The organism is Rhodococcus sp. IEGM 1372 (assembly GCF_030056835.1).
Taxonomy (GTDB): Bacteria; Actinomycetota; Actinomycetes; order Mycobacteriales; family Mycobacteriaceae; genus Rhodococcoides.
Map to the genome: position 1 here is coordinate 60,250 of NZ_JASHKS010000001.1, position 24,754 is coordinate 85,003.

Consider the following 24,754-nt stretch of genomic DNA (forward strand, 5'->3'; position numbering starts at 1 on the left):
ACTCAGTCGAATACGATGACCTGACGGATCGCGTTGCCGTCGGCCAATTCGTCCATGCCGCGGTTGATCTCGTCCAACGTGATTCTCGACGAGATCAGCTTCTCGACGGGAAGCCGTCCCTCACGCCACATCTGTGCGTAGGTCGGGATGTCGCGAGCCGGTACAGCGGAGCCCAGGTAGCTGCCGATGATCGTGCGGGCTTCGGCCACCAGGCCCAGCGGTGAGATGGACGAGCGGGCGTCGGGTGCGGGGAGACCGACGGTGATGGTCTTGCCGCCGGGAGCCGTTGCAGCGACTGCAGTTTCGAAGGCTCGCGCGTTGCCTGCCGCCTCGATGACGATGTCGGCCTTGATTCCCTTCTCGGCGAGCTCGGCCGGCGAATACACCTGCGTTGCGCCCAGATCGGTTGCGGTGGACAGCTTGTCCGGGACCCCGTCGACTCCGATCACTTCACCGGCACCCACCGAGACGGCCGTAAGGACAGCTGCCGTGCCGACTCCGCCGAGGCCCACCACCATCACCGACTGTCCGGGCTTCGGAGTACCAGCGTTGAGCACCGCGCCGCCGCCGGTCAGTACCGCACAACCGAGGACTGCTGCGATATCGGCGGGGATGTCGTCCTCGACCGGAACCACCGACTTTCGGCTCACCACAGCGTGTGTGGCGAATCCGGAAACTCCGAGGTGATGCTTGACCTCTTCCCCGTCACGGTGCAACTTGATGCCTCCGCCGAGCAGTGTCCCGGCATTGTTCGACGCGCTGCCGGTGACGCACGGCATCTGGCCGTCGGTGGCGCACCCGGCGCATTCGCCGCAGCGCGGCAGGAATGTCATGACGACGCGGGTGCCGACCGCGATGTCGTCGACGCCGGGGCCGACTTCCTCGACGCGGCCTGCGGCCTCGTGGCCGAGCAGCATCGGGACCGGACGAACTCGATTGCCGTCGACCACCGACAGATCCGAATGACACAGGCCCGCGGCTTCGATTCTGATCAGCAGCTCCCCCTCGCCCGGCGAACCGAGCTCGAGGTCGGAGACGGTGATGGGATGCGAGTCCGCGAAGGGACGAGATCGGCCGATTTCTTCGAGTACTGCGCCGCGAATCTTCATCCCGCCAGACTATGCGGCTCCGCCGCATGTGCGTGGAACTTCGTAGTGGGCTACGAGTTTCCGCGCACATGGGCCGCAGGCCCTCACAACGGCAGACGGGGCCTGAGCAGGTGCGCAACCAGTGCCGTCCACCCGGTTTGGTGCGTGGCCCCGAGTCCCTCGCCGGTGTCTCCGTCGAAGTACTCGTTGAAGCTGGGGTGCACGCTCCACAGCGGGTCGAGGCTGGATTCGATGCGCTCGCCGTCGGCGGGTCTCTTGCCGTCCACCGGTCGGAACAGTCCGGCGAGACCGTTGTCGATGAGATCGGCGGCATCGGTGAGGGTGCGATGGTTGCCCGAGCCGGTGGGGATCTCGATGGTGAACGAGTCGCCGTAGTACCGGCCGTAGGCGCGCAGCTTGTCGGCCAGCAGGACGTTGACCGGGAACCACACCGGACCGCGCCAGTTGGAGTTGCCCCCGAACATTCCGGTGCGCGACTCCCCCGGCTCGTATTCGATGGACAGGCTCCGGCCGTCCACGTCGAACGTGACCGGTTCGCGGTACGAGGCCGAGAGCGATCGAATCCCGAAGTGCGACAGAAACTCTTCGGAGTCGAACATGCGAGCCAGGATGCGCTTGAGCCGTTCGGGTTGAACGAGTGTCAGCAGCATGCGCACCTCGCCGCCCTCACGCCGAGCCAGCAGCGGGCTGACCATCTCCGGTCGCCTGCGTTGAATCCAACGCAGTCGAGCGGTGAGATCGGGACATTCCTCCTCGACCCACGGCGGAATCTCGGTGGCACCGAGAATGGGCAGCAGTCCCACCATCGACCGCACCCGCATCGGGACCGCATCGCCCTCGGGCTGAACCAGGACGTCGTAGAAGAACCCGTCCTCCTCGTGCCACAGCGAAATATGCTGCGATCCGAAGGAGTTCACTGCCTTGGCGATCGAGAGGAAGTGCGAGAAGAACTTGGTCGCGACGTCGTCCCAGGCGCTGTCGTGTCGCGCGAGTTCCAGCGCGATCTTGAACATCTGCTGGCAGTAGAACGCCATCCAACTCGTCGCGTCCGACTGTTCGAGCCGAAATCCGGGTGGCAGTGGGGCAGATCGATTGAACAGTCCGATGTTGTCCATGCCGAGGAATCCACCCTCGAAGATGTTCGAGCCCTCGGAGTCCTTTCGGTTGACCCACCAGGCGAAGTTGAGCAGCAGCTTGGTGAACACCCGCACCAGGAATTCGCGATCGCGGTAGCCGTCGATGCGATAGACGTGCCATGCCGCCCACGCGTGCACGGGTGGGTTGACGTCACCGAACTCCCACTCGTACGCGGGCAGTTGGCCGTTGGGGTGCATGGCCCATTCCCGGCACATGAGCACCAACTGTTCCTTGGCGAAATCGGCGTCCACGTGCGCCAACGGAATCGCGTGGAAAGCCAGGTCCCAGGCCGCGAACCACGGGTACTCCCACTCGTCGGGCATCGAGATCACATCGGCCAACGCCAGGTGACGCCAGTGCGCATTGCGTCCACCCGGGTCCTGCCTCGAGTCCGGAGCCGGAGCGCCGACCTTGTCGCCCTCGATCCACTCCTCCACGTCGTATCGGTAGAGCTGTTTGGTCCACAGCAAACCGGCGTAGGCGCGCCGCGCGACATGCCGGTCGACATCGGTGAGGTCGGCTCCGATCACGGCACCGTAGAACTCGTCGGCCTCGGCCTGCCGGTCGGCGTGGACGGCATCGAATCCGGCCCCGAACGTCTGCTCGTCCGGCCGGTTGGGCGACAACCGCAATCGGACCGATTCCGTTGCACCGGGGGCGATATCGTCGAAGCGGTACCAGAACGCAGCCTTCGTACCGGTCTGCTCGGGGTTGACCGCATCGAGCTCCCCGTCGACGACTCGGCGGCCGATGCCGTCCTTGGGGTACGCCGAGATGTTCTCCTGCCCCCACAGAGCCTCGGCATTGGTTTCGTTGTCGCAGAACAGAACTGCCGGTGTTCCCTCGGCACTGAGGTAGTAGCGACCGAGAAATCCGTGGTCGACGGCGATGGCTTCGAGTCCACCTGCCATCAGGTCCGGTGGGCTCAGCTGCGCCAGCGTGCCGCCCCGGTCGTCGCGTCCCCACGACCAGGTGTTGCGCAGCCACAGGTGCGGCAGTAGATCGACCGACGCCGCCTCGGGGCCGTGGTTGGTGATCGAGATGGTGATGCAGATGTCGTCGGGTGAGGCCTTGGCGTACGTGACCTGGACGTCGAAGAATCTGTTCTCGTCGAGGATGCCGGTGTCGGCCAGCTCGTATTCGCGGTCGTCACGTCCGCGTCGAGCATTCTCTTCCCGCAGGCGGGCGTACGGATACTCCGCGTGCGGATAGCGGTAGAGCCACTGCATCCAGCTGTGCGTCGGTGTTCCGTCGACGGCCCAGAAGTATTCCTTGACGTCTTCGCCGTGATTGCCCTCCTCGTTGGCGAGGCCGAACAACCGTTCCTTGAGGATCGGGTCCTTTCGATTCCACAGTGCGAACGAGAAGTTCAGGAACCCGAAGCGGTCGCAGATTCCGCCGATACCGTCCTCGCCCCAGCGGTAGGCGCGCTTGTGCGCCTGATCGAACGGAAACGACGCCCAGGCATTGCCGTCCTCCGAGTAGTCCTCGCGCACGGTGCCCCACTGGCGCCCCGCCAGGTACGGGCCCCACTGACGCCACGGTCCGCTGACCCCGGGCGATTCCGCCAACCGATGGTGTTCGACGGTCGACGGGATGGGAACGCTCACGGGATTGGTGGTCACGGCACACAGTCTGGTCGTTGCCGGTCATCGATGCACGCCGACGTTGGCCGCCAGATACCCGACGCGTCGTTGCACCGCGGCGATCTCGCGGATGCCGTCGGTGAGCAGACTCCGCTCCAGAGGTGACAGATCTGCCATGATCAGCACGTCACCGGGTCGGTGGCCGGCCGTGATCTGGTCGATCTGATGCGACAGTCGGAGCCGCTGCAGCAGCTCGAACACCTCGGACAGTGCAGCGACATCACGTTCGGAGAGCATGCCGTTGCCCGACGCCGACGCGAGCCGCGCGGGGGTCGAGGCCGATGCCATGCCGACCGACAGCCCACCCCACCGAGCGAGGTTGACGATGGGCGTCAGGGCATGGGCCTTGAGGTCGAACGTGCCGCCGCGCCGAGCCAACACGTCTCGCAGCGATCGCAGCCGAGCCCGTCCGGCGAGAGCGTCCCGCAGTTGTAACCGCAGGGCGTCGGGGTGATCGACCAGTAGTCGCCGGTAGGCCTCGGGCACCGTGTGCAGTTCTTTCGGGCCCCACACCACTCTGCCGTCGATCATCAACGAGGACATGATGAGGCCGGAGTCTTCCGCCGGATTGCCACGTTCGCCGAACGGGTTGCTGAGCCAATGGGCCGCGGCCCTTTCCCATTGACCGGCCGAGCGTGCGAATCGGGGCGAGCTCGCGACCGCGCCGTTGGTGTCCGACGGCAATCCGGCACCGTCGAGGCTCACGTGCACACGTGCGGCCAAGTCCATCAACGCCTCGTCGCGGGTCCACGACACCGCGTTCGATGTCCCTCGCACATCGGGATCTGCGGTGGCATCCGCCCAGCTCAATGCACTGTCGACGTCCGAGGAGGGCATGGCTTCTCGACGCGCCACGCTGCCGAGAGTGATCCACGCGAAATGGTCACGGGGCACGTCCGGACGTGCGGTCCATTCGATCTCGACGGCCCGGCGGACGAGGCTGTCGACCACGACGGAGAGGATCGCGCTGACCGCCATCGCATCGGTTCCGCCCTGGAACAGATCCACCACCAGGCGGGGCACGAGCCTGCCTGCGTCGGCGAGTTCGGCGGCGGTCGAGGCCGATGCCACAGCTCGGCGGACCACGAAACTGCGCCGGGTGGACGCGGCATGCAGATCCGAATCCTCGACGACGCCGAGTACCTCACCGCGGGTCGACACCACCGGCATGTGCCGCAGGCCTCGCTCGAGCATGTCCATCAGCACCGTGCCGGCCAACCGGTCCGCCGTCACGGTCTCGGCAGGCGAGGTCACGACCTGTTCGATCGGAGTATCGACGCCGATCCCGGCGGCCACCACCCGAATTCGGAGGTCGCGGTCGGTGAAGATACCGTGGCGAGAACCACGCAGCGGAACCAGAACATAGGAGCTGCCCTGCTCGGTCATGTGCCGGACGGCATCTCGAACGGTGGTGCCGACGGGCGTGAACACCGGTGGAGCCGAGAGCAGTTCACCGACGGTGCGGCCCGCACTCCCCTCGACCGGCCCGCCGCGGTGCGCGGTGGCCGAGGTGACGGCGTCGGCCAGGAACGCCAGGCCGGTCGGCGTCGCGAACAACGGTCGAATCAGCTCGCCGGGCAATCGAATTACGATGCTCGGTTCCGTTGCCCGCGCACGGAATTCGACGGTTCCGCCGGACAGCAGAGCCGAGAAGCCGAAGACACCACCGGGACCGATGGTGTCGATCGGCACCTCGGTGGGAGAGGTCGCGTCCGGGTGCGTGATCACCACGCGCCCGGTGCGCACCACCCATACGGTGTCGGCAGCTGCCGAGACGTCGGTCCGCGGAGGGTCCACAACCCATGCCCCACCGCCGTACTCGCGTTCGACGGCCGAGGCAGCCAGCTCGGCCAGGACTGCCGGTGGCGCGCCCTGAAACGGTGGATGCGCGCCGAGAAAATCGGCCAGCTCCGATCTATCCGCCACGGATCAGGTCGGCGCATTTCTCCGCCATGGTCATCACCGTGATGTTGGGATTGACGTACGGCAGCTTCGGCATCGCCGACGCGTCGACCACGCGCAGGTGCGCGATGCCCTTGACGCGCAGCTCGGGATCCAGCACGGCCATGGTGTCGTCCACCGATCCCATCCGCGCCGTGCCTGCCGGGTGATAGACCGTGTTGTGGGTCTTGTGCACGTAGTCCAGCAGGTCGTCGTCGGTGACAGCATCGGGTCCGGGAGCAAGCTCACGTTCGATCCAGCCTGCGAGCGGTCCGTCCGCGGCAATCCGACGAGCGAGCTTCAGACCGGCGAGCATCACCGCGTCGTCGTGGCCGTCGGGGTCGGTGAAGTAGCGAGGATCCACCTTTGCCCGATCGCGAAAATCCCTGCTGCGCAACCGAACAGTGCCCCGGGAGCGCCCCTGGGTGACGTTGGGCGTGAGACAGAAACCGTTGTCGGTGGTCGGGTAGCCCCAGAGAAGGGTGTTCATGTCGAACGGCACGGTGCCGTAATGCATCATGATGTCCGGGTAGTTCAGCGACTCGTCGGTCTGCGCGAACACTCCGATCTCCCACCACTGCGAGGACGTGGTGACCATCGGCTTGCTCGCCTCCCAGAACACCAGCCCCTCGACGTGGTCGTCGAGATTCTCGCCCACTCCGGGTGAATCGACCCGAACGGTGATCCCCATCTCCCGCAACTGTGCCGCCGGTCCGATTCCGGAGAGCATCAACAACTTCGGCGTGTCGATGGCACCGGCGGTGACGATCACCTCGCGACGCGCCGAGACGGTGTCGTAACCGGTGAGATCGGGGCGTTGGTACCGCACTCCGGTCGCGGTCAGCGATTCGTCGATCAGAATCTCGCTGATCCAGCAGTCCGTTCGCACCTCCAGGTTGGGACGCGTGCCGATGATCGGATGCAGGTAGGCGTGTGAGGTCGACATACGCAAGCCGTCTTCGCCCGCATTGATCTGGAACCAGCCGGCACCGTTGAGTACCGGCGTTCCGCGGTTGAATGCGACCGTGGGAAGACCTATCCCGGCGGCCGATTCGAGCACTGCCGCACCGCACGGATCGTTCGGTGGCACGTCGCGAATCCGCACCGGCCCGGCCTGTCCGCGTCCGGTGTCGTTGCTCTCGACTCGCGCGACGAGCGGAAGGATGTCCGACGCGCCCCATCCCGTCGCGCCCGCAGCCGCCCAATCGTCGAGGGTTTCCGCCGGCGGGTGAAAGGCGATGCAGGAGTTGTGCGAGGAGCAGCCACCGAGCACTTTCGCCCGCGCGTGCCGCATGAGGCTGTTGCCGCGCTCCTGCGGTTCGACGGGATAGTCCCAGTCGTAGCCGGAGTCGAGTAGATGCATCCACTCCGCCAGTTCGAGAATTGCCTTGTCACCGACGTCGGTCGGCCCTGCTTCGACGAGGCAGACACTGACTGAGGGGTCCTCGCTGAGCCGAGCAGCGAGGACACACCCCGCCGTCCCGCCACCTGCGACGACGTAATCGAACTGGGTGTCTGTCACTGCACGCTCCTTCTAGTCGCCCGTGGAGGCATGTGATTTCAGAGTGCCGATGTGCTTGCGTCCCTTGACTGCGTACCACAGCAGGCCGACGCCCAGAATGCCGCCGATGTAGACGAACGCACCGAACGTGTTGTACCAGGGGGTTCCGTACACGGCCTCGCGCGGCCAGGCGAGGTTGATCGCCATCCCTGCGCCCCACACCACTGCCGCGATGTTCACCGGCAGGCCCCACCTGCCCATCGTGAAGTACCCGCCGGGCTTCAGGTCCTCCGGCGGCCACTCACCCTTGACTCGCTTGACCAACAGCGGCCCGGTGACCATCAGATACGCGAGGTAGATCATGATGATCGCGATCGACGTGAGGACGGTGAAGATCTGCGGCTGACCGATGTTGACGACGAGAATGACGATGGCCAGCACGCCGATGGTCACTGCGGGCACCACCGGGGTCTGGGTCTTCGGGTTCACCTTGGCCAGACTCTCGCGGAAGGGCAACGCGTTGTCTCGCGCCATGGCGAACGTGAGCCGGATCGCCGCGGTGTGCACCGCCAGCGAGCAGACGAAGACCGCGATGACGATGCAGATGAGGAAGACGGTGCCCAGCGGGCCCCACATCACGGCTTCGACGATGGACTGCAAGCTACCGTCCGGGCTGCCGAGCGACGGATCGTCCAGATCGGGCGCGGCCATGACGGCGAACACCAGGATGGCTCCACCGATGACGAACGACGCGAGGATGGCGCGCAGGATGGCCTTCGGCGCGGTACGCCGAGGTTCGACGGTCTCCTCTCCGAGCGAGCTCGCAGTGTCGAAGCCGTACATCACGTAGCCCGACGCCAACGACGCCACCAGGAAGGCTCCGAGGTAGCCGCCGCTCTCACCGGCACCGTAGCCGTTGGTGGAGAAGAACACCTCGGGGCCGCGGTTGATGTTGGCCGCGAGCAGAATCGCGATCAACACGGCCGCGATGAGCTCGATGAACACTCCTGCGCTGTTGATCATCGCCATCAGCCGGACCCCGAGCGCATTGATCGTCGTGGTGATGGCGATGAGGATCGCACCGAGCAGCACCGCGTTGGCCGCGAAATCACTGGCGCCGGAACCGTCACCGATGATCTGGAATCCGCTCCAGATACGGGGCAGATTCAGCTGCAATGCCAGCGCCACGGCGGACAGCGTCACGATCGAGGCCGTCAGCATCAACCAGCCCGCAGACCATCCGACGATTCTGCGGCCCAACAACTTCGCCCAGTTGTACACCGAACCCGCTACCGGATACTTCGCGGCCAGTTCCATGAAGCACAGTGCCACGCAGAGCTGACCGACGAACACTGCAGGCCACGACCACAGATACGCCGGTCCAGCCGCACCGAATCCGAAATAGAACAGCTGGAACGTACCGGTGAGAATGGAAATGTAGCTGACGCCCGCGGCGAAGCTGGCGAATTTGCCGAGGCTTCGATCGAGTGACTCCTTGTAGCCGAAGTCGTCCATTCCGCTCGAACTGTCGTTCAGTAGTGCCATGCGCCTGGCCTTTCCGATCTTTTCTTTATCGGGTGCCGAACCACCCCGCCGCCGTGGGCGAGGTGTTGTGCCAAATATGCTTCGCCTCTTGATATTCAGACATTCCGGACGGACCGAGTTCGCGGCCGTTGCCGGATTGCTTGAAACCGCCCCATTCTGCGGCCGCGGTGTAGACACCGAAGTCGTTGAGCCACACCGTTCCATGGCGAAGCCCACGCACCATTCTTTCGCCTCGCGCGGCGTCGGATGTCCGAACTCCCGCGGCGAGACCGTAATTCGTATCGTTGCCCAGCAGGAGTGCTTCGGCCTCGGTGTCGAAGCGTTCCACAGTGAGTATGGGCCCGAATGTCTCCTCCTGCACGATATTCATCGACCGATCGCAATGGTCGAAAATCGTGGGCAGAAAGTAGCTGCCGGCATCCAGTTCCGGATTGTCCGGTTCGGTGCCACCGATGACCAACGTCGCACCTTCTTCGATTCCGCCCGCGACGAAGGCTGCGATCTTCTCTCGCTGAGCCTGCGACACGAGCGGTCCGGTCTCGCTGGCCGGGTCCATACCCGGGCCGATCACGATGGTCTTCGCACGTTCGGCAACGGCAGCAACGAAACGGTCGGCGACCGATTCTTCGATGATGAGCCGGGTGCCTGCCGAACACACCTGACCCGAATGCAGAAAGACTCCGGTCAGGACGTTGTCGACCGAGTCGGCGAATGCCTGATCGTCGGCCACCGCGTCGGCGAACACGATATGTGGATTCTTGCCACCGAGCTCGACGGCCACCTTGGTGACGTTCTCGGCCGCCGCGGCCAAGATGTGCCTACCTGTCGCCAGCCCACCGGTGAAGGAAATGAAGTCGACGTCGCGGTTCCTGGTGAGCGCGTCCCCGAGAACCGCGCCGCTGCCCTGCAGCAGGTTGACCACACCGGCCGGCACTCCGGCTTCTTCCACCAACTTGGTGAACGCGATGGTGCTGAGCGGAGTCACCTCGCTCGGCTTGAGCACCATCGTGCAGCCGGCCGCCAGCGCCGGGGCGATCTTCCACGAGATCTGCAGCAGCGGATAGTTCCACGGCGCGATCATGACGCAGACGCCGATCGGTTCGTGCACCACTCGGCTGATGATTTCGGGTCGGTCGACGTCGATCAGACGATCGGCCTCGACCACTGCGAGATCGGCATAGAAGCGAAAGACCGACGTCACGTCGTCGATGTCGATTTCACTCTCGCCGAACGTTTTTCCGGTATCGAGAGTCTCGATACGCGCGAGCTCGGCCTTGTCTCTCTGGAGCAGATCTGCGATGCGATTCAACAGATTGCTGCGCTCACCCACCGTCACCGACCGCCACGGCCCGTCGTCGAACGCCGCCCGCGCCGAGGCCACCGCGCGCAGAGCATCGTCCGGAGTTGCCTCGTCCACGACGGCGACCGTGCTGCCGTCCGCGGGGTTCACGATGTCTCGGGTTCCGCCGTCACCGGATCCCTGCCACTGCCCGTCGACGAACAACGAGGGCCGCAGCGCGGTCGGGTCGAATCCTGCATCGGAGTCGGTCACCGAAACACCTTCTTCCGTATGGGGGGGCCGTGTCGTGTGTCTACGCTATGCCCTCAGCGCCCGGCGGTCCCGTCGATCCGTTCGTGAACCTCGTCTTCCCGCGGACCGATGCGCGAACATACCGTCCTCCCCGCTGAGAGGCATTGGCCTCCGCCCTTTTCCTGCTGCGATTGTCGAACATGCGACGGCACTGTGTCGGACATGCAACAGCACTGCGCAGCGCAGCGCATTACGGTGGGAATCATGACTATCGAAGATGTGGGCGGCAGACGAACGGTGACGGCGGACGAGCTTCTTCTCCTGGTGGGTGATCACCTGCTCATAGAGGAGGGTGTCGCGACCGGGTTCATCGAGAGCGCGGGCCAGGTTGCCGAGAGCGTGGCGGTGACGGTGACCGACGGCGTCGACGGAACCACGACGACCGAACGGGTGTTCCTTCCCGATGCCGAGGTGACCATCGAACCCGCCGATCGCGGACGCGCCCCCGTCACGATGTGAGGGCAGGACAATCCCTGCTCAGAAGTACATTCGTGTAACTCGAACAACTCTGCGCACACCAGTCACACTGGCACCGAACTGAGCTAGGGTGTCGGAAACCCGTCACCGTTCGGAAGGACGTCAGCAGTGCGACAAGGCCGAGGACACCCGACCGTTCGCGTTGCCGTCGTGTCCTGTGCCGCTGCCCTCGCCGTCGGTTTCGGCTCGTTCACGGCAGTGGCCGATCCCGAGGCGTCGGCCCCGGCAACCGCCGCCGAGTCGGTCCGCTCGGCCGACGCAGATCAGTACAACGGCGCGCAGGACGCACTGGTGAAGGGGCGCTACGACGACGGTTTCGCTGCCCTCGACGCACTCGTACTCGCCGCCCCGGACGACGCCAACGTGGCAGCGCTGCAAACGTTCTATGCCAACGCGACCGCCGATACCGATGCGCGTGCGCAACACTCGGCTCGCCTGCACACGCTGTCTCCCGCCCTCGCCGATGCAGTCGACCGGGCCATCGCCGTCATCGACGAAGCCGCGACGGAGACAATCGACTTCGACCCGATCACCGACGGACCCCGCACCGCGATCGTGGTACTCGGTCTGGGCCTGAACGGCGACGGCAGCACGACCCAGGAGTTGGTGGAGCGTCTCCGCTCGGCCGTCGTCGCGGCGGAGCGCTCCCCCGAGTCCCCCATCATCGTCACCGGCGGAAATCCGCAGAGCGGCGTCACCGAGGCCGAGGCGATGCAGCGATGGCTCGTCGAGGAAGGCATCGCGGCCGACCGCATTCACACCGAATCGACCGCGAATTCGACGGTGCAGAACGCACAGCGCGCCACCGCACTGGCCGCCGAGATCGGCGTCGACGATCTCGTGCTGGCGACGACCCCCAGTCATCTTCGACGAGCGATCTCCGACTTCGAGATCGCGGGCGGCGCTGTGATCGGCGCTGCGACAGCAACTCCCGACGATCTTCCGGATCTGCCTGCACTCGCTCCGACGGCACGGTTGGGCATGACCGTCGATGCCACCAAGATCCTCGGGATCCCGCGCACCTACTGACGCGTCCACCCTCGCAGCACCGACTCCGTTCCGGCTTCGAACATCGCCCGACGGGTCTCGTCGTCGGAGTTCGTCGGCATCGCCAGTTCCAACGACACCAGACCGTGCACGATCGCCCAGAACGAGTGGCTGATCAACTCGACCGGCGCCCCGGCCATGATGCCGTCCGCAACGGCGCTTGCCACCGCCGCCCGGAGCGGGTCCATAGCCGCGGATGCGAGTTGCGCCTCGTCGGATACATCGATCGAACCGAGTACTCCGCCGAACATCACCGCGTACAGATGCGGATTGCGTAGCGCCCAGTCTCGGTACGCGATAGCCAGTGCACGCAGATCGACCTCGGGATCGCCGGTGACCGGAACCTCGCGCTGAGCGTCCCCGAAACTCGAGAACGACGTGGCGAACAGTGCCACGAGCAGCTCGGCGCGACCACCGAACAGTGAGTAGATCGCGGTGGTCGAGGTGCTCTGCGCAGCCGCGAGTTTACGTAGTGACAACGAGTCGACGCCTTGCTGCGCAACGGTTTCCGCCGCGGCCTCGAGTAGCCGGGTCCGCAACTCGGCGTCGTGAATTCTTGGTCTCGCCACTTGCGAAACCTACCACAACGGTGTTTTATAACAGTGTCACACAACGCTTCGATCATCGAAAGGACCGGAACAAGTCATGCCAACCATCATCGACGGCCGCACCACGGTCGAATCCGAACGAGACACCGTCACGGTCTTCCTCATCGGAATGCGCATCAACAATCCCCTTGCCGTTCGCTCCTGGTTACCCGCGGTGCGGGCGATGCCGCGGATGCTCGGCCATCTCGAGCGGGATCCCGCATCCGGGCTGCTCGGCTACCACTCGTGGTTGGGACGCACCACCATGCTGGTCAGCTATTGGCGCAACGCCGAGGACCTCACCCGGTTCGCCTCCGACCCCGACGCACCACATGCACCCGCCTGGCGCGCCTTCAATCGATCGGTAGCCGCAACCCGCCATGTCGGTGTGTGGCACGAAACCTATACCGCGACAGCACAGAACAGTGAGGCGATCTACGTCAACATGCCTACGTTCGGACTCGCGGGAGCCATCGGTGGACTCCCGGTCGGTACCGGCTCGCACACGTGGAAGCAGCGAATGAGTCTCCGAACTGATTGCTCGACGGCTACAGGAAGTTCCCGGCACGCGCAGCGAGATCGAGAACGGGCTGCGGGAAGACTCCGAGGGCCACGGTGACCACCACCGAGACCCCGATCGCGCACGACACCGACGCCGTCGGCCGCACGATCGTGGCGGTCCGCTCTCCCGGATCGGTGAAGAACATGAGCACGATAACCCGCACGTAGAAGAACGCTGCAATCGCGCTGCACACCACTCCGACCACGACCAGTGCCGCTCCCCCAGCGCCCGAGGCAGCGCTGAACACCGCGAACTTGCCGATGAACCCACTGGTGAGTGGAATGCCGGCGAACGAGAGCAGGAACAACCCGAACACTGCCGCGACCAGCGGTGAGCGACGGCCGATTCCGGCCCACCGATCCAGATCACTCACTTCACCGCGCTCGTCGCGCGCCAACCCGATGATCGCGAACCCTCCGAGAGTGCTGAAGGCGTAGGCCAGCAGATAGAACATCGTGGCCGACACACCGGAATCACCCGAATCACCCAGTGCCGTCACTCCGGTGAGGATGAATCCGGTGTGCGCGACGGACGAGTACGCCAGCATCCGTTTGACATCGGTCTGCGTCACCGCGACAACCGAACCCAGCACCATGGTCGCGATGGCCACGACCCACAGCATCGGCCGCCAACTCGATTCGAGACCGGGAAGCGCCACCCCGAAGATGCGAAGAATCGCACCGAACGCCGCGACCTTGGTCACCGTGGCCATCAGAGCTGTCACTGGAGTGGGGGCACCCTGGTAGACGTCGGGAATCCACGAATGAAACGGCACAGCACCGACCTTGAACAACAGACCCACTGCGAGCAGGGCGGTTCCGATCAGCGCGAGCGATCTGCCCTGACCGTCCACCGCGATGGCGTCGGCGATGCCGTCCAACCGAACGGTTCCGGCGTACCCGTACAGGAAGGCAACCCCGAACAGGAAGAATGCGGACGAGAACGCGCCCAGCAGAAAATATTTGAGGGCAGCTTCCTGCGAGAGCAACCGACGTCGTCGGGCCAGTCCGCAGAGCAGATACAGCGGCAAGGACAGCACTTCAAGCGCCACGAACATCGTCAACAGATCCGTGGACGCCGGAAACAGCAACATGCCGCCGATCGCGAACATCGCCAGAGGAAACACCTCGGTCTGGGCGACGCCTGCGTCTATCGCCTCCTTCTCCGCCACGCTGCCCGGAGTGGTCGATGCCTGCGGGGTGAACGAATCGATGCGACGCTCGGCACCGGCCCCGGTGACTGCAACGGTGCGCTCCGCCAACAGCGCGATCGCCGGAATCGACACCAGCACAATGGTTCCCTGCAGAAACAGCGTCGGCCCGTCGATCGCGACCGCGCCGGACATCGCCGACGCCTCGGTGCCTGCCAGACCCAGGATGGCCGCCAGCGCCGCCACCAGTCCCGCGAGAGCGAGACCCACATGCGTGATCCGACGGGCCCGCAGCGGCACGAACGCCTCGACGAGAACACCGAGAACTGCGACCGAGAACACGATCAGCATCGGTGCCAGCAGACCGTACTGCACCTCGGGTGTGGTCATCGCTGACCTCCTGAACTGTCGACGATCGTGGATTGCACTGCCGGAGTGATGACATCGAGCGCGGGTTTCGGATACACCCCGAGCACGATCAGCAACGCGATCAACGGCACCACCACGGCCAGCTCGCGGCGAACGAGATCGGGCACCGTCTCGTTGCCCTCCCGGACCGGCCCGGTCATGACGCGTTGGTAGAGCCACAGTATGTAGATCGCCGACAGCACGAGGGCTCCGGCGGCCACTATCGCGGCGACTCCGTATCGACCGAACGTGCCGATCAGCACGAGGAATTCGCTCACGAACGGGGCGAGGCCCGGTAGCGAGAGCGTGGCGAGTCCCGAGATCAGGAACGTTCCGGCGAGCACCGGTGCCACCTTCTGCACACCGCCGTAGTCGGCGATCGCTCGTGATCCTCGACGCGACACGAGGAAGCCTGCGATCAAGAACAGTGCGGCCGTGGAGATTCCATGGTTGACCATGTACAGCGTGGCACCGGCCTGACTCTGACCGGTCATGGCGAAGATACCGAGGATGATGAATCCGAAGTGCGAAATCGACGTGTAGGCAATCAGTCTCATCATGTCGGTCTGGCCGATCGCCAGTATCGCGCCGTAGACGATGCCGATGACCGCGAGAGTGATGATCCACGGCGCGAACGTCTGCGACGAGCCGGGAAAGAGTTCGAGACAGAACCGCAGCATCGCGAACGTGCCGACCTTGTCCACCACCGACATCATCAGCACCGCAGTCGCGGGCGTGGACTGCACTGCGGCGTCGGGTAGCCACGAGTGGAACGGCCACAACGGTGCCTTGATAGCGAACGCGAACATGAAGCCGAGGAACAGTGCGTTCAGAACCATCGGATCCACACCGAGTCCGCCCGATGCCGCCGCGTCGGCAATCACGCGCAGATCGAATGTCCCGCCGTCGAAAGGCCCGTCGGGTCGCGCGGTCACCCCGTACAGGCCGATGACGGCAGCCAACATGATCAGACCGCCGAACAGGTTGTACAACAGGAATTTCACCGCGGCGCGCGTTCGATGCACTCCCCCGAAACCACCGATGAGGAAGTACATCGGAATCAGCATCGCCTCGAAGAAGATGTAGAACAACAAAACGTCCAACGCGAGGAACGACACGAGCACCATCGACTCGACCACAAGGATCAACGCCATGTACGTGTGCGACACCCGACGGGAGCCGTAATTCGCGACGCGACTGCCGTCGTACCAGCCCGCGACGAGCAGCAGGGGCGTCAGAACGGTGGTGAGCAACACCAGGACCAGGCCGATTCCGTCAAGTCCGAGGGTGTACCGCGCACCGAAAGCCGCTATCCACGAGTGGTCTTCGACGAATTGGTACCGATCACCACCGGAGTCGAACGACACCGCCAGGGCGACCGACACGGCCAGTGTTCCGGCAGCGAAACCCACTGCGACACTGCGCGCGACGGTCGGGCGAGCGGCGGGCACAAGGGCGACGACGATCGCTCCGAGCATCGGGAGCACCCACAGGACGGTCAACCAGGGAGTCGTCACAGAGCCACCACCATCAGTACCACGAGAACGGCTCCCGCGAACATCGCCAACGCGTACGAGCGCACATAGCCCGTCTGCAGCCGTCCGGACCGCGTCGATGCGCCACCGATCGAGCTCCCCACCCCGTCCACGACGGCGTCGATACCGTTGTCGGCGTGCACCAGTGCGCGCGTGAGTGTCTGTCCTGGCCGCATGAATGCCGCCTCGTTGACGGCATCGCCGTAGAGATCGGCACGTGCAGCTCGGGTCAGGGGCGAAACATCCTCGGGTGGTGTCGGCGGAACCTCGTTCGCGATGTACTTGCGGTACGCGATGCTCGCACCGGCCAGCACGACCACCAGGACGGCGACGGTGACCACCCAGGCCGGAATCGCGTGCTCCTCGTGTTCCGATCCCACCACCGGTTCCAGCCATGCCTCGAGGCGCCCACCAACCGCGAGGAAGGCTCCCGACGCCACCGAGCCGACGGCCAACACGATCATCGGGACGGTCATCGTCGCCGTCGCCTCGTGCGGATGTGCCTGCGCTGACCAGCGTTTCGGACCGAAGAACGTCAACAGCATCACCCGAGTCATGTAGAAGGCCGTCAGCCCTGCACCGAGCAATGTCACGCAGCCGAGAATCGGACCAGCCGCTCCCTCCGCGGCGAATGCGACCTCGATGATCGGATCCTTGGCGAAGAAGCCGGAGAACGGCGGCAGTCCGATGATCGCGAGATAGCCGAGGCCGAACGTGACGAACGTGATCGGCATCGCGGCGCGGAGTCCTCCGAACTTTCGCATGTCGGTCTCGTCGTTCATCGCGTGCATCACCGAGCCCGCGCCCAGGAACAAGCCCGCTTTGAAGAATCCGTGCGAGATCAACAGCACGATGGCGTAGGCGTAACCGGAGGGGCCGAGCCCGGCCGCGAGCACCATGTACCCGATCTGACTCATAGTCGACGCCGCGAGCGCCTTCTTGATGTCGTCCTTCGCACAACCGATGACGGCACCGAACAGCAAGGTGACCGCACCGACGGTGACGGTGGCCGTGCGGGCGGTGGGCGACGCCTCGAACACCGGTCCGGAGCGCACGATGAGATACACCCCGGCCGTGACCATCGTGGCCGCGTGAATCAATGCCGACACCGGTGTCGGGCCCTCCATGGCGTCACCGAGCCACGACTGCAGCGGCACCTGCGCAGACTTTCCACACGCCGCCAACAGCAACATCAGCGCCATGGCGGTCGCCACCGACTCGCTCGCCTCGCCGATTCCGGCGAACACGTCGTCGTACTGCACGGAGCCGAAGTTCACGAACATGATCATCAGCGCAACGGCCAGGCCGATATCGCCGACTCGGTTGACCACGAACGCTTTTCGGGCAGCCGATGCAGCCGACGGCTTGTGCTGCCAGAAGCCGATCAGCAGATACGACGCCAGACCGACTCCCTCCCACCCCAGATAGAGGCCGAGGAAGTTGTCGGCCAGAACCAGCAGCAGCATGGCGGCGAGAAACAGGTTGAGGTACGCGAAGAAGCGCCGCCGCTCGGCGTCGTGGCTCATGTAGCCGATGGAGTACACGTGAATGAGCGACCCGACTCCGGTGATCAGCAGGACGAAGCAAATCGACAGTTGATCTGCGCGCAAGCCGAAGTCGACCTGCAGTTCGTCGACCGGAACCCACCGGAACAGGGTCTGGGTGAGCGTCCTGTTCGACTCGTCACGCCCGAGCATCGAGGCGAACACCACCGCGGCCACCACGAACGACGACACCGCTGCCGCCGTCGCGACCAGATGTCCCCAGGAGTTGCAGCGCCGGCCACCGAGCAACAGGAACGCCGCACCGAACGCCGGCAGAGCCGGAAGAAGCCACAGGATCGACATCGTTGTTCCCCCGTCAGTTCTTCATCAGTGAGTTCTCGTCCATGGAGATAGAACGACGAGAACGGAAGATGGCCATGATGATGGCCAGGCCCACCACCACCTCGGCAGCGGCGACCACCATGGTGAAGAACGCGAACAACTGCCCGTCGAGATTGCCGTGCATGCGGGAGAACGTCACGAACGCGAGATTGACTGCGTTGAGCATCAATTCGATGCACATGAACACGATGATGGCGTTGCGCCTGACGATGACGCCTGCCGCGCCGATCGTGAACAGCAGAACGGACAGGTAGAGATAGTTCTCCGGATTCATCGCTCGTCACGCTCGATCCGAGGATCGGCGAACATGGCGTTGACGGAGGACTCGGATTCGGTTCCGTCGGGCAACAGAGCGCGGCGATCCACCCCGTTGTGGCGGGCGTACACCCCTGGACTCGGCAGCGGTGTCACCCTCGAACCATCGCGGAATCGATCCCGGGCCATTTCTCGCTGACCCTTGACCGGCCCCAGAGCTTCCCGGTGCGCCAGAATCATCGCCCCGATGGTGGCAGTGATCAGCAGTGCCCCGGTCAACTCGAACGCCCACACGTACTCGACGAAGATCAGCTCGGCCAGGCCCTCGACGTTTCCGGTGGAGTTGACGGCGTCGAGACCGGCGAAGTCGAGCCGACCGCTCCGGACCGAATCGCGCAGCAGCACCCCGATGATCAACAGCCCGAAGCCGATTCCGATGACGACGGCCGCGATGCGGTGCCCGCGCAGGGTTTCGGTCAGCGACTCCGAGGTGTCGACTCCGACGAGCATCAGCACGAACAGGAACAGCATCATGACCGCGCCGGTGTAGACGACGATCTGCACGACACCGAGGAACAACGCCCCCTGCGCCATGTAGAAGGTCGCCAGCACCACCATAGTTGCGGCGAGGAACAATGCCGAGTAGACGGCTTTGGTACTCATCACCACCCCGAGCGCACCGATGACGGCTACGACGCCGAGGGTCCAGAACTGCATTGCCTCACCGGTGGACGTGGCCTCGAGGGCGAGCTGAGCGATGGCAGTCATCGAACCGGACCGCCCTCGGTTTCGTTTGTTTTCTCATCGCCGGTGACGATGCCGCGGTAGTAGTCCTCCGCCGAACGGCCCGGAGCCATCGCGTGCGGCGGGGCCACCATGTCCGGCTCGAGCGGAGCCAGCAGGGAGTCCTTCTCGTAGATCAGATCGGCTCGGTTGTCACCGGCGAGTTCGTACTCGTTGGTCATCGTGAGAGCCCTGGTCGGGCAGGCCTCCACACACAATCCACACCCGATGCACCGCAGGTAATTGATCTGATAGACCCCGCCGTAGCGCTCACCCGGAGAGAACCTCTCGGTCTCGGTGTTGTCGGCTCCTTCGACGTAGATGGCGTCGGCCGGGCAGGCCCACGCGCACAGTTCGCAACCGATGCACTTCTCGAGACCGTCGGCGTACCGATTGAGTTGATGACGACCGTGGTAGCGAACCTCCGTCGGCTTCTTCTCCTCCGGATACAACTCCGTCTCGGCCTTCTTGAACATCGTCGCGAAGGTGACTCCGAAACCGGCTATGGGACCGAGAAATTCAGGCATCGGCGTTCTCCTTCGGTGACCTGGCGGCGGATGAGCGCACACCGGCGTGCCGGCTCGGGAAAGTCGAGCCCTGGGTGGGAATGGGAGGTATCGGGAATCCGCCTGCCACAGCGTCGAACTCGGCAACGGGCACACCAGGCGGCACGTTCCGCTCCCGCGCACGCCTGCGCACCATCAGCAGCAGTGAACCCAGTACGGCCACCGCGAAGATCATCGACACGACAAACGTGACCAGCGGTACGTCGTAACGATCGGCCCCGAGTACCCGCACCGTCGCGATCACCATCACCCAGATCAGCGCAACGGGAATGAGAATCTTCCAGCCGAAGCTCATGAACTGGTCGTAGCGCAGCCTCGGCAGCGTCGAACGCAGCCAGATGAACACGAACAGGAACACCCAGACCTTGAGGGTGAACCACAGCACCGGCCACCACCCTGAATTGGCACCGCTCCACAGACTCAACGGGATCGGAGCCTGCCAGCCGCCGAGGAACAGCGTGGTCGCGAGCGCCGAGACGGTCACCATGTTGATGTACTCGGCGAGCATGAACATGGCGAAACGAAGAGACGAGTACTCGGTGTGGAATCCGCCCACCAACTCACCCTCAGCCTCGGGCAGATCGAACGGAGCGCGGTTGGTCTCGCCGACCATCGCCGTCACGTACACCAGGAACGACGGCAGCAGCAGGAAGATGTACCAGGTGTTCTGTTGCGCAGCAACGATTCCGGAAGTCGACATGGTCCCGGCGTACAGGAAGACCGCCGCGAACGACAGGCCCATCGCGACCTCGTAGGAAATCACCTGCGCCGTCGAACGCAGCGCACCGAGCAGCGGATACGTCGAACCCGACGCCCACCCCGCCAACACGATCCCGTACACACCCACCGACGTGACCGCGAGAATGTACAGAACACCCACCGGCAGGTCGGTCATCTGCAGCGGCGTCGTCGTACCGAACACCGACACCTCGGGACCGAACGGAATCACCGCGAAGGCCATGAACGCAGGAACCACCGAAATGATCGGAGCCAGAACGTAGATCGGCTTGTCGACACCGGTCGGAGTGATCCCCTCCTTCAATGCCAGCTTGATCCCGTCCATCAGCGACTGCAACAGCCCCCACGGGCCCACCCGGTTGGGTCCCACCCGCATCTGCATCCACGCCATGATCTTGCGTTCGGCGTAGATCGCAACCAGCGGTGTCAGCACCAGGAAGACGAAGACCGCCAAAGCTTTACCGACAACCAACCACCACGGATCGTTGCCGAACATCGACAGATCGGTCGGCGCGGCCATGATCATGACTGCCTACCTTGGGGTCGTTCCGCAGAACCATGCCGAATACTCACCACTGCGCCCGACTGCACCCCCAGCGAGCGATACACCGTCGAACCGGGCGAGTTCATCGGTATCCACACCACGGTGTCGGGCAGATCGGTGATCGTCAGCGGCAACGTGATCGAGCCACGGTCCGTCGCAACACTCACCAGATCGCCGGTCTCGGCTCCGGTCGCCGAGGCCGTTGCCGCAGACAGCCGAACGGTAGGTGCGCGACCGGTCGCGGCGAGATTGTCCTCCCCGTCCTGCATTCGTCCCGCATCGATGAGCATCCGCCACGTGGCCAGAATCGCCTGCCCCGGACCGAGGGTCGGAACGTCCGCGCGGGGTGCCACCCGGGCCACCGCGGTGCGCGGGCCGTTCCACACACCGAGGCGAGCCATCTCGGCGCGTACCGCTGCCGCGTCGGGCACGGCCAGTTCGACGCCCATCTGCGCGGCGATGGCGTCGAGGATGCGTTGATCCGGCATCACCGCGCCTGCACCGAGTGCAGTGTCGAACGTACGGGGTCGGCCTTCCCAGTCGACGAAAGTTCCCGACTTGTCGACCACCGGTGCCACTGGGAACACCACGTCGGCCCGCTCGGTGACCGCGCTGTGGCGCAGTTCGAGGCTCACCACGAACGCCGATCGGTCCAATGCGTCGAGTGCCTCCCGGGGGTCCGGCAGATCGTCGAGATCGATTCCCGCAGTGACCAGAGCGCGATCCGGTCCTGCGTCGGCCAGGATCGCTGCGGTGTCGCGGCCCACCTCCGCCGGCAACTCGGGCACTCCCCAGACCGCGGCCACCTCGGCGCGCGCAGCCGCATCGGCAACAGGACGCCCGCCGGGCAGGACGTTCGGCAGCGCCCCTGCGTCGAGCGCACCGCGTTCGCCGGCGCGTCGAGGAATCCAGGCCAGGCTCGCGCCGGTGTCGTCCGCCAGTTTCGATGCCGCCGCCAGACCACCGGGAACGCAGCCGAGCCGCTCGCCCACGAGAACGATCGCACCGGGCTCCCGGAGGAGGTGTGCAATCGATTCGGTGCCGCGATCGCCGACGTGCAACGCATCGAGCCAGACCGGCTCCTCGCCGGGAACCGACTGCAGCAGGACGCCGTCCAGCTTCCGTAGGCCCCTGGTGGAGAACGGCGCGATCGATGCCACCACCACTGCGCTCGTGCGGTGCGCCTTACGTAGCCTCAGGAACACCAGGGGTGACTCTTCCTCGGGCTCGAAGCCGACCAGTAACACCACGGGGGCGTTCTCGAGATCGGAGTAGGTGACCCCCAACCCGGTCGCCGCGATACGACCGGCCAGGAAACTTGCTTCCTCGGCGCTGTGATCCCGATTGCGGAAGTCGATGTCGTTGGTGGCCAGAACTTTTCGGGCGAACTTGGCATAGGCGTAGGAGTCTTCGAGAGTCGATCGTCCGCCCACGAGCACCGCGGCACGTCCGACCGATGCGGCCAACCCCGTTGCTGCAGCTGCCAATGCAGCCGACCACGACGTTTCGATCAGCTCCCCGGATTCGTCGCGGATCATCGGCGCGGTGATGCGATCGGGTTCGGTGGCGTACTTGACTGCCCACCGGCCTTTGTCGCAGTTCCATTCCTCGTTGACCTGGGGATCGTCACCGGCCAGCCGTCGCAGGACCTTGCCGCGTCGATGGTCCGTGCGTTGAGCACAGCCCCCTGCGCAGTGCTCGCACACGCTCGGCGACGAGGTGAGGTCGTACGGGCGCGCCCGGAACCGATACTCGGTGTTGGTCAGCGCACCCACTGGACAGATCTGCACGGTGTTGCCCGAGAAGTAGGAGTCGAACGGCTCGTCGCCGAAGATCCCCACCTGTTGAATCGCACCACGTTCGAGTAGCTCGATGGACGGATCCCCGGCCACTTGAGCTGCGAAGCGAGTGCATCGCGCACACAGGACGCACCGTTCGCGGTCCAGCAACACCTCGGCCGACAGCGGAATCGGCTTGGGGTACGTGCGTTTGGTCTCGACGAACCTGGACTCGGCCCGGCCCGCAGCCATCGCCTGGTTCTGCAGTGGGCACTCACCGCCTTTGTCGCACACCGGGCAGTCGAGCGGATGGTTGATCAGCAGCAGCTCCATGACGCCGCGTTGCGCCTTCTCCGCCGACTCCGATGTCACCTGGGTGCGCACGATCATGCCCTCGGCCACTGTCGTGGTGCAGGACGCCAACGGCTTGCGCTGCCCTTCGACGTCGACCAGGCATTGCCGGCACGCCCCCACCGGATCGAGCAGCGGGTGATCGCAGAAGCGCGGAATCTGCACGCCCATCAGCTCGGCGGCGCGAATCACCAACGTGCCCTTGGGAACACTGATCTCGTGGTCGTCGATGGTCAGTGTCACCATGTCGACCGGAGTGACCGACTGGTCAGGAGCAGGAGTGGAGCCTGCGGAATGACCATGTGCTGGTGCCGTCATGACGTCAGCTCCTCTGCCATCAGGGTCGATCGGTGTGGATCGAATGGGCATGCTTGTTCGGTGACGTGTCGGATGTATTCGTCGCGGAAGTACTTCAGCGAGGACACGATCGGGCTTGCGGCTCCGTCTCCCAACGCGCAGAACGATTTTCCGGCGATGCCGTCCGCGATGTCGAGCAGTGTCGTGAGGTCGGCTTCGGTACCGGTTCCGCCGTCGAGGCGGCGCAGTATCTGCACCAACCAGTAGGTTCCTTCTCGGCACGGCGTGCATTTGCCGCAGGATTCGTGAGCGTAGAACTCCGTCCATCGCAACACTGCTCGCACGACGCAGGTCGTGTCGTCGAAGATCTGCAAGGCCTTGGTACCCAACATCGATCCGGCGGCACCGACGCCCTCGTAGTCGAGCGGCACGTCCAGGTGTTCGCCGGTGAACATCGGTGTCGACGATCCTCCCGGTGTCCAGAACTTGAGCTCGTGACCGGTCCGGATACCGCCCGCGTAGTCCAGCAGTTCCCGCAGGGTGATGCCCAGCGGGGCCTCGTACTGGCCGGGCCGACACACGTGGCCGGAGATCGAGTAGAGGGTGAACCCGGGTGATTTCTCGCTTCCCATCGACCGGAACCATTCGATGCCCTTGCGCAGGATCACCGGGACGCTGGCGATGGATTCGACGTTGTTGACCACCGTCGGCCGCGCGTACAGGCCTGCCACCGCGGGGAACGGTGGACGCAGTCGGGGTTGACCTCGTCGCCCCTCCAGCGAGTCGAGCAGCGCCGTCTCCTCGCCGCAGATGTAGGCCCCGGCCCCGGCATGGATCACCAGCTCGAGGTCGAACCCCGATCCGAGGAGGTTCTTGCCCAGGTAGCCGGCGGCGTAGGCCTCGGCAACTGCGGCCTGTAGTCTGCGCAGCACCGGTACCACTTCGCCGCGAACGTAGACGAATGCGTGCGATGCACGTATTGCGTAGGCCGCGATGATGATTCCTTCGATCAACGTGTGCGGGCTCGCCATCATCAAGGGCATGTCCTTGCAGGTGCCCGGCTCCGACTCGTCGGCGTTGACCACCAGATAGTGAGCTTTCCCGTCACCCTGTGGAATGAAGCTCCACTTCGTTCCGGTGGGGAATCCCGCCCCGCCACGGCCGCGCAGGCCGGAGTCCTTGACGAACGCGATGAGATCGTCGGGGTCCATGGCGAGGGCCTTCTCGAGCCCCCGATAGCCGTCGTGACTGCGGTAGGTGTCGAGTGTCCACGAGTCCTTCTCGCCCCAGAACTCGCTCAGCACCGGCGTCAGGGCCATG

19 protein-coding genes are annotated in these 24,754 nt (G+C 64.8%); 3 read left to right on the top strand and 16 right to left on the bottom strand.

Annotation, left to right across the window (positions count from 1 at the left end; all coding sequences use genetic code 11):
• Positions 1 to 2: 2 nt before the first annotated feature.
• From QM590_RS00290 to QM590_RS00315, 6 genes are all read right to left on the bottom strand, one after another.
• Entirely contained in the window at positions 3 to 1,109 is a 1,107-nt protein-coding gene (locus tag QM590_RS00290; protein WP_269593678.1) for an alcohol dehydrogenase catalytic domain-containing protein, read from the bottom strand.
• An 83-nt stretch (positions 1,110 to 1,192) separates the two neighbouring features.
• The gene (locus tag QM590_RS00295; RefSeq protein ID WP_262498349.1) at positions 1,193 to 3,871 is read right to left on the bottom strand and encodes an MGH1-like glycoside hydrolase domain-containing protein; all 2,679 of its coding nucleotides are present in this window, start codon (positions 3,869 to 3,871) and stop codon (positions 1,193 to 1,195) included.
• 24 nt (positions 3,872 to 3,895) lie between these two features.
• Positions 3,896 to 5,818, bottom strand: a complete 1,923-nt coding sequence (locus QM590_RS00300; protein ID WP_269593677.1) for a putative nucleotidyltransferase substrate binding domain-containing protein — start codon at positions 5,816 to 5,818, stop codon at positions 3,896 to 3,898.
• A complete protein-coding gene (locus QM590_RS00305; RefSeq protein WP_269593676.1) occupies positions 5,808 to 7,355 on the bottom strand; it encodes a GMC family oxidoreductase in 1,548 nt (515 codons plus the stop codon). The genes QM590_RS00300 and QM590_RS00305 overlap by 11 nt, the downstream gene beginning before the upstream one ends.
• A 12-nt stretch (positions 7,356 to 7,367) precedes the next feature.
• Positions 7,368 to 8,879, bottom strand: a complete 1,512-nt coding sequence (locus tag QM590_RS00310) for an APC family permease (RefSeq protein ID WP_269593675.1) — start codon at positions 8,877 to 8,879, stop codon at positions 7,368 to 7,370.
• A gap of 25 nt (positions 8,880 to 8,904) precedes the next feature.
• Entirely contained in the window at positions 8,905 to 10,395 is a 1,491-nt protein-coding gene (locus QM590_RS00315; RefSeq protein WP_373454832.1) for an aldehyde dehydrogenase family protein, read from the bottom strand.
• Between the two features lie 279 nt (positions 10,396 to 10,674).
• Here QM590_RS00315 and QM590_RS00320 point away from each other — a divergent pair, with 279 nt between their 5' ends.
• Entirely contained in the window at positions 10,675 to 10,929 is a 255-nt protein-coding gene (locus tag QM590_RS00320) for a hypothetical protein (protein ID WP_068050740.1), read from the top strand.
• A gap of 126 nt (positions 10,930 to 11,055) precedes the next feature.
• Entirely contained in the window at positions 11,056 to 11,976 is a 921-nt protein-coding gene (locus QM590_RS00325) for a YdcF family protein (RefSeq protein ID WP_269593674.1), read from the top strand.
• Here QM590_RS00325 and QM590_RS00330 read toward each other — a convergent pair.
• Positions 11,970 to 12,563: a TetR/AcrR family transcriptional regulator gene (locus tag QM590_RS00330; protein WP_269593672.1), complete on the bottom strand. Its 594-nt coding sequence runs from the start codon at positions 12,561 to 12,563 to the stop codon at positions 11,970 to 11,972. The genes QM590_RS00325 and QM590_RS00330 overlap by 7 nt on opposite strands.
• A gap of 76 nt (positions 12,564 to 12,639) precedes the next feature.
• Here QM590_RS00330 and QM590_RS00335 point away from each other — a divergent pair, with 76 nt between their 5' ends.
• Positions 12,640 to 13,200, top strand: a complete 561-nt coding sequence (locus QM590_RS00335) for a DUF4188 domain-containing protein (protein WP_269593671.1) — start codon at positions 12,640 to 12,642, stop codon at positions 13,198 to 13,200.
• Here QM590_RS00335 and nuoN read toward each other — a convergent pair.
• The 9 genes from nuoN to nuoF are packed head-to-tail and all read right to left on the bottom strand — an operon-like array spanning position 13,130 to position 24,753.
• Positions 13,130 to 14,683 carry an NADH-quinone oxidoreductase subunit NuoN gene (gene nuoN, locus QM590_RS00340; RefSeq protein WP_269593670.1) on the bottom strand — a complete coding sequence of 518 codons (1,554 nt, stop codon included), beginning with the start codon at positions 14,681 to 14,683 and terminating at the stop codon, positions 13,130 to 13,132. The genes QM590_RS00335 and nuoN overlap by 71 nt on opposite strands.
• On the bottom strand, positions 14,680 to 16,179 hold the full coding sequence (locus QM590_RS00345) for an NADH-quinone oxidoreductase subunit M (RefSeq protein WP_411741279.1): 1,500 nt from the start codon (positions 16,177 to 16,179) through the stop codon (positions 14,680 to 14,682). The genes nuoN and QM590_RS00345 overlap by 4 nt, the downstream gene beginning before the upstream one ends.
• A gap of 35 nt (positions 16,180 to 16,214) precedes the next feature.
• Positions 16,215 to 18,083, bottom strand: a complete 1,869-nt coding sequence (nuoL, locus tag QM590_RS00350) for an NADH-quinone oxidoreductase subunit L (RefSeq protein ID WP_269593668.1) — start codon at positions 18,081 to 18,083, stop codon at positions 16,215 to 16,217.
• Positions 18,084 to 18,096: 13 nt separating this feature from the next.
• Positions 18,097 to 18,396, bottom strand: coding sequence for an NADH-quinone oxidoreductase subunit NuoK (gene nuoK / locus QM590_RS00355; RefSeq protein ID WP_008717020.1), 300 nt, complete (start codon positions 18,394 to 18,396; stop codon positions 18,097 to 18,099).
• Positions 18,393 to 19,145, bottom strand: a complete 753-nt coding sequence (locus tag QM590_RS00360; protein WP_269593667.1) for an NADH-quinone oxidoreductase subunit J — start codon at positions 19,143 to 19,145, stop codon at positions 18,393 to 18,395. Before QM590_RS00360 ends, nuoK begins: the two co-directional genes overlap by 4 nt.
• Positions 19,142 to 19,687, bottom strand: coding sequence for an NADH-quinone oxidoreductase subunit NuoI (gene nuoI, locus QM590_RS00365; protein WP_068050732.1), 546 nt, complete (start codon positions 19,685 to 19,687; stop codon positions 19,142 to 19,144). The genes QM590_RS00360 and nuoI overlap by 4 nt, the downstream gene beginning before the upstream one ends.
• The gene (gene nuoH / locus QM590_RS00370) at positions 19,680 to 20,984 is read right to left on the bottom strand and encodes an NADH-quinone oxidoreductase subunit NuoH (RefSeq protein WP_269593740.1); all 1,305 of its coding nucleotides are present in this window, start codon (positions 20,982 to 20,984) and stop codon (positions 19,680 to 19,682) included. The genes nuoI and nuoH overlap by 8 nt, the downstream gene beginning before the upstream one ends.
• Positions 20,985 to 20,986: 2 nt before the next feature.
• Positions 20,987 to 23,455, bottom strand: a complete 2,469-nt coding sequence (locus QM590_RS00375) for an NADH-quinone oxidoreductase subunit G (protein ID WP_269593666.1) — start codon at positions 23,453 to 23,455, stop codon at positions 20,987 to 20,989.
• Positions 23,452 to 24,753, bottom strand: coding sequence for an NADH-quinone oxidoreductase subunit NuoF (gene nuoF / locus QM590_RS00380; RefSeq protein WP_094642103.1), 1,302 nt, complete (start codon positions 24,751 to 24,753; stop codon positions 23,452 to 23,454). Before nuoF ends, QM590_RS00375 begins: the two co-directional genes overlap by 4 nt.
• Between the last annotated feature and the right edge of the window lies 1 nt (position 24,754).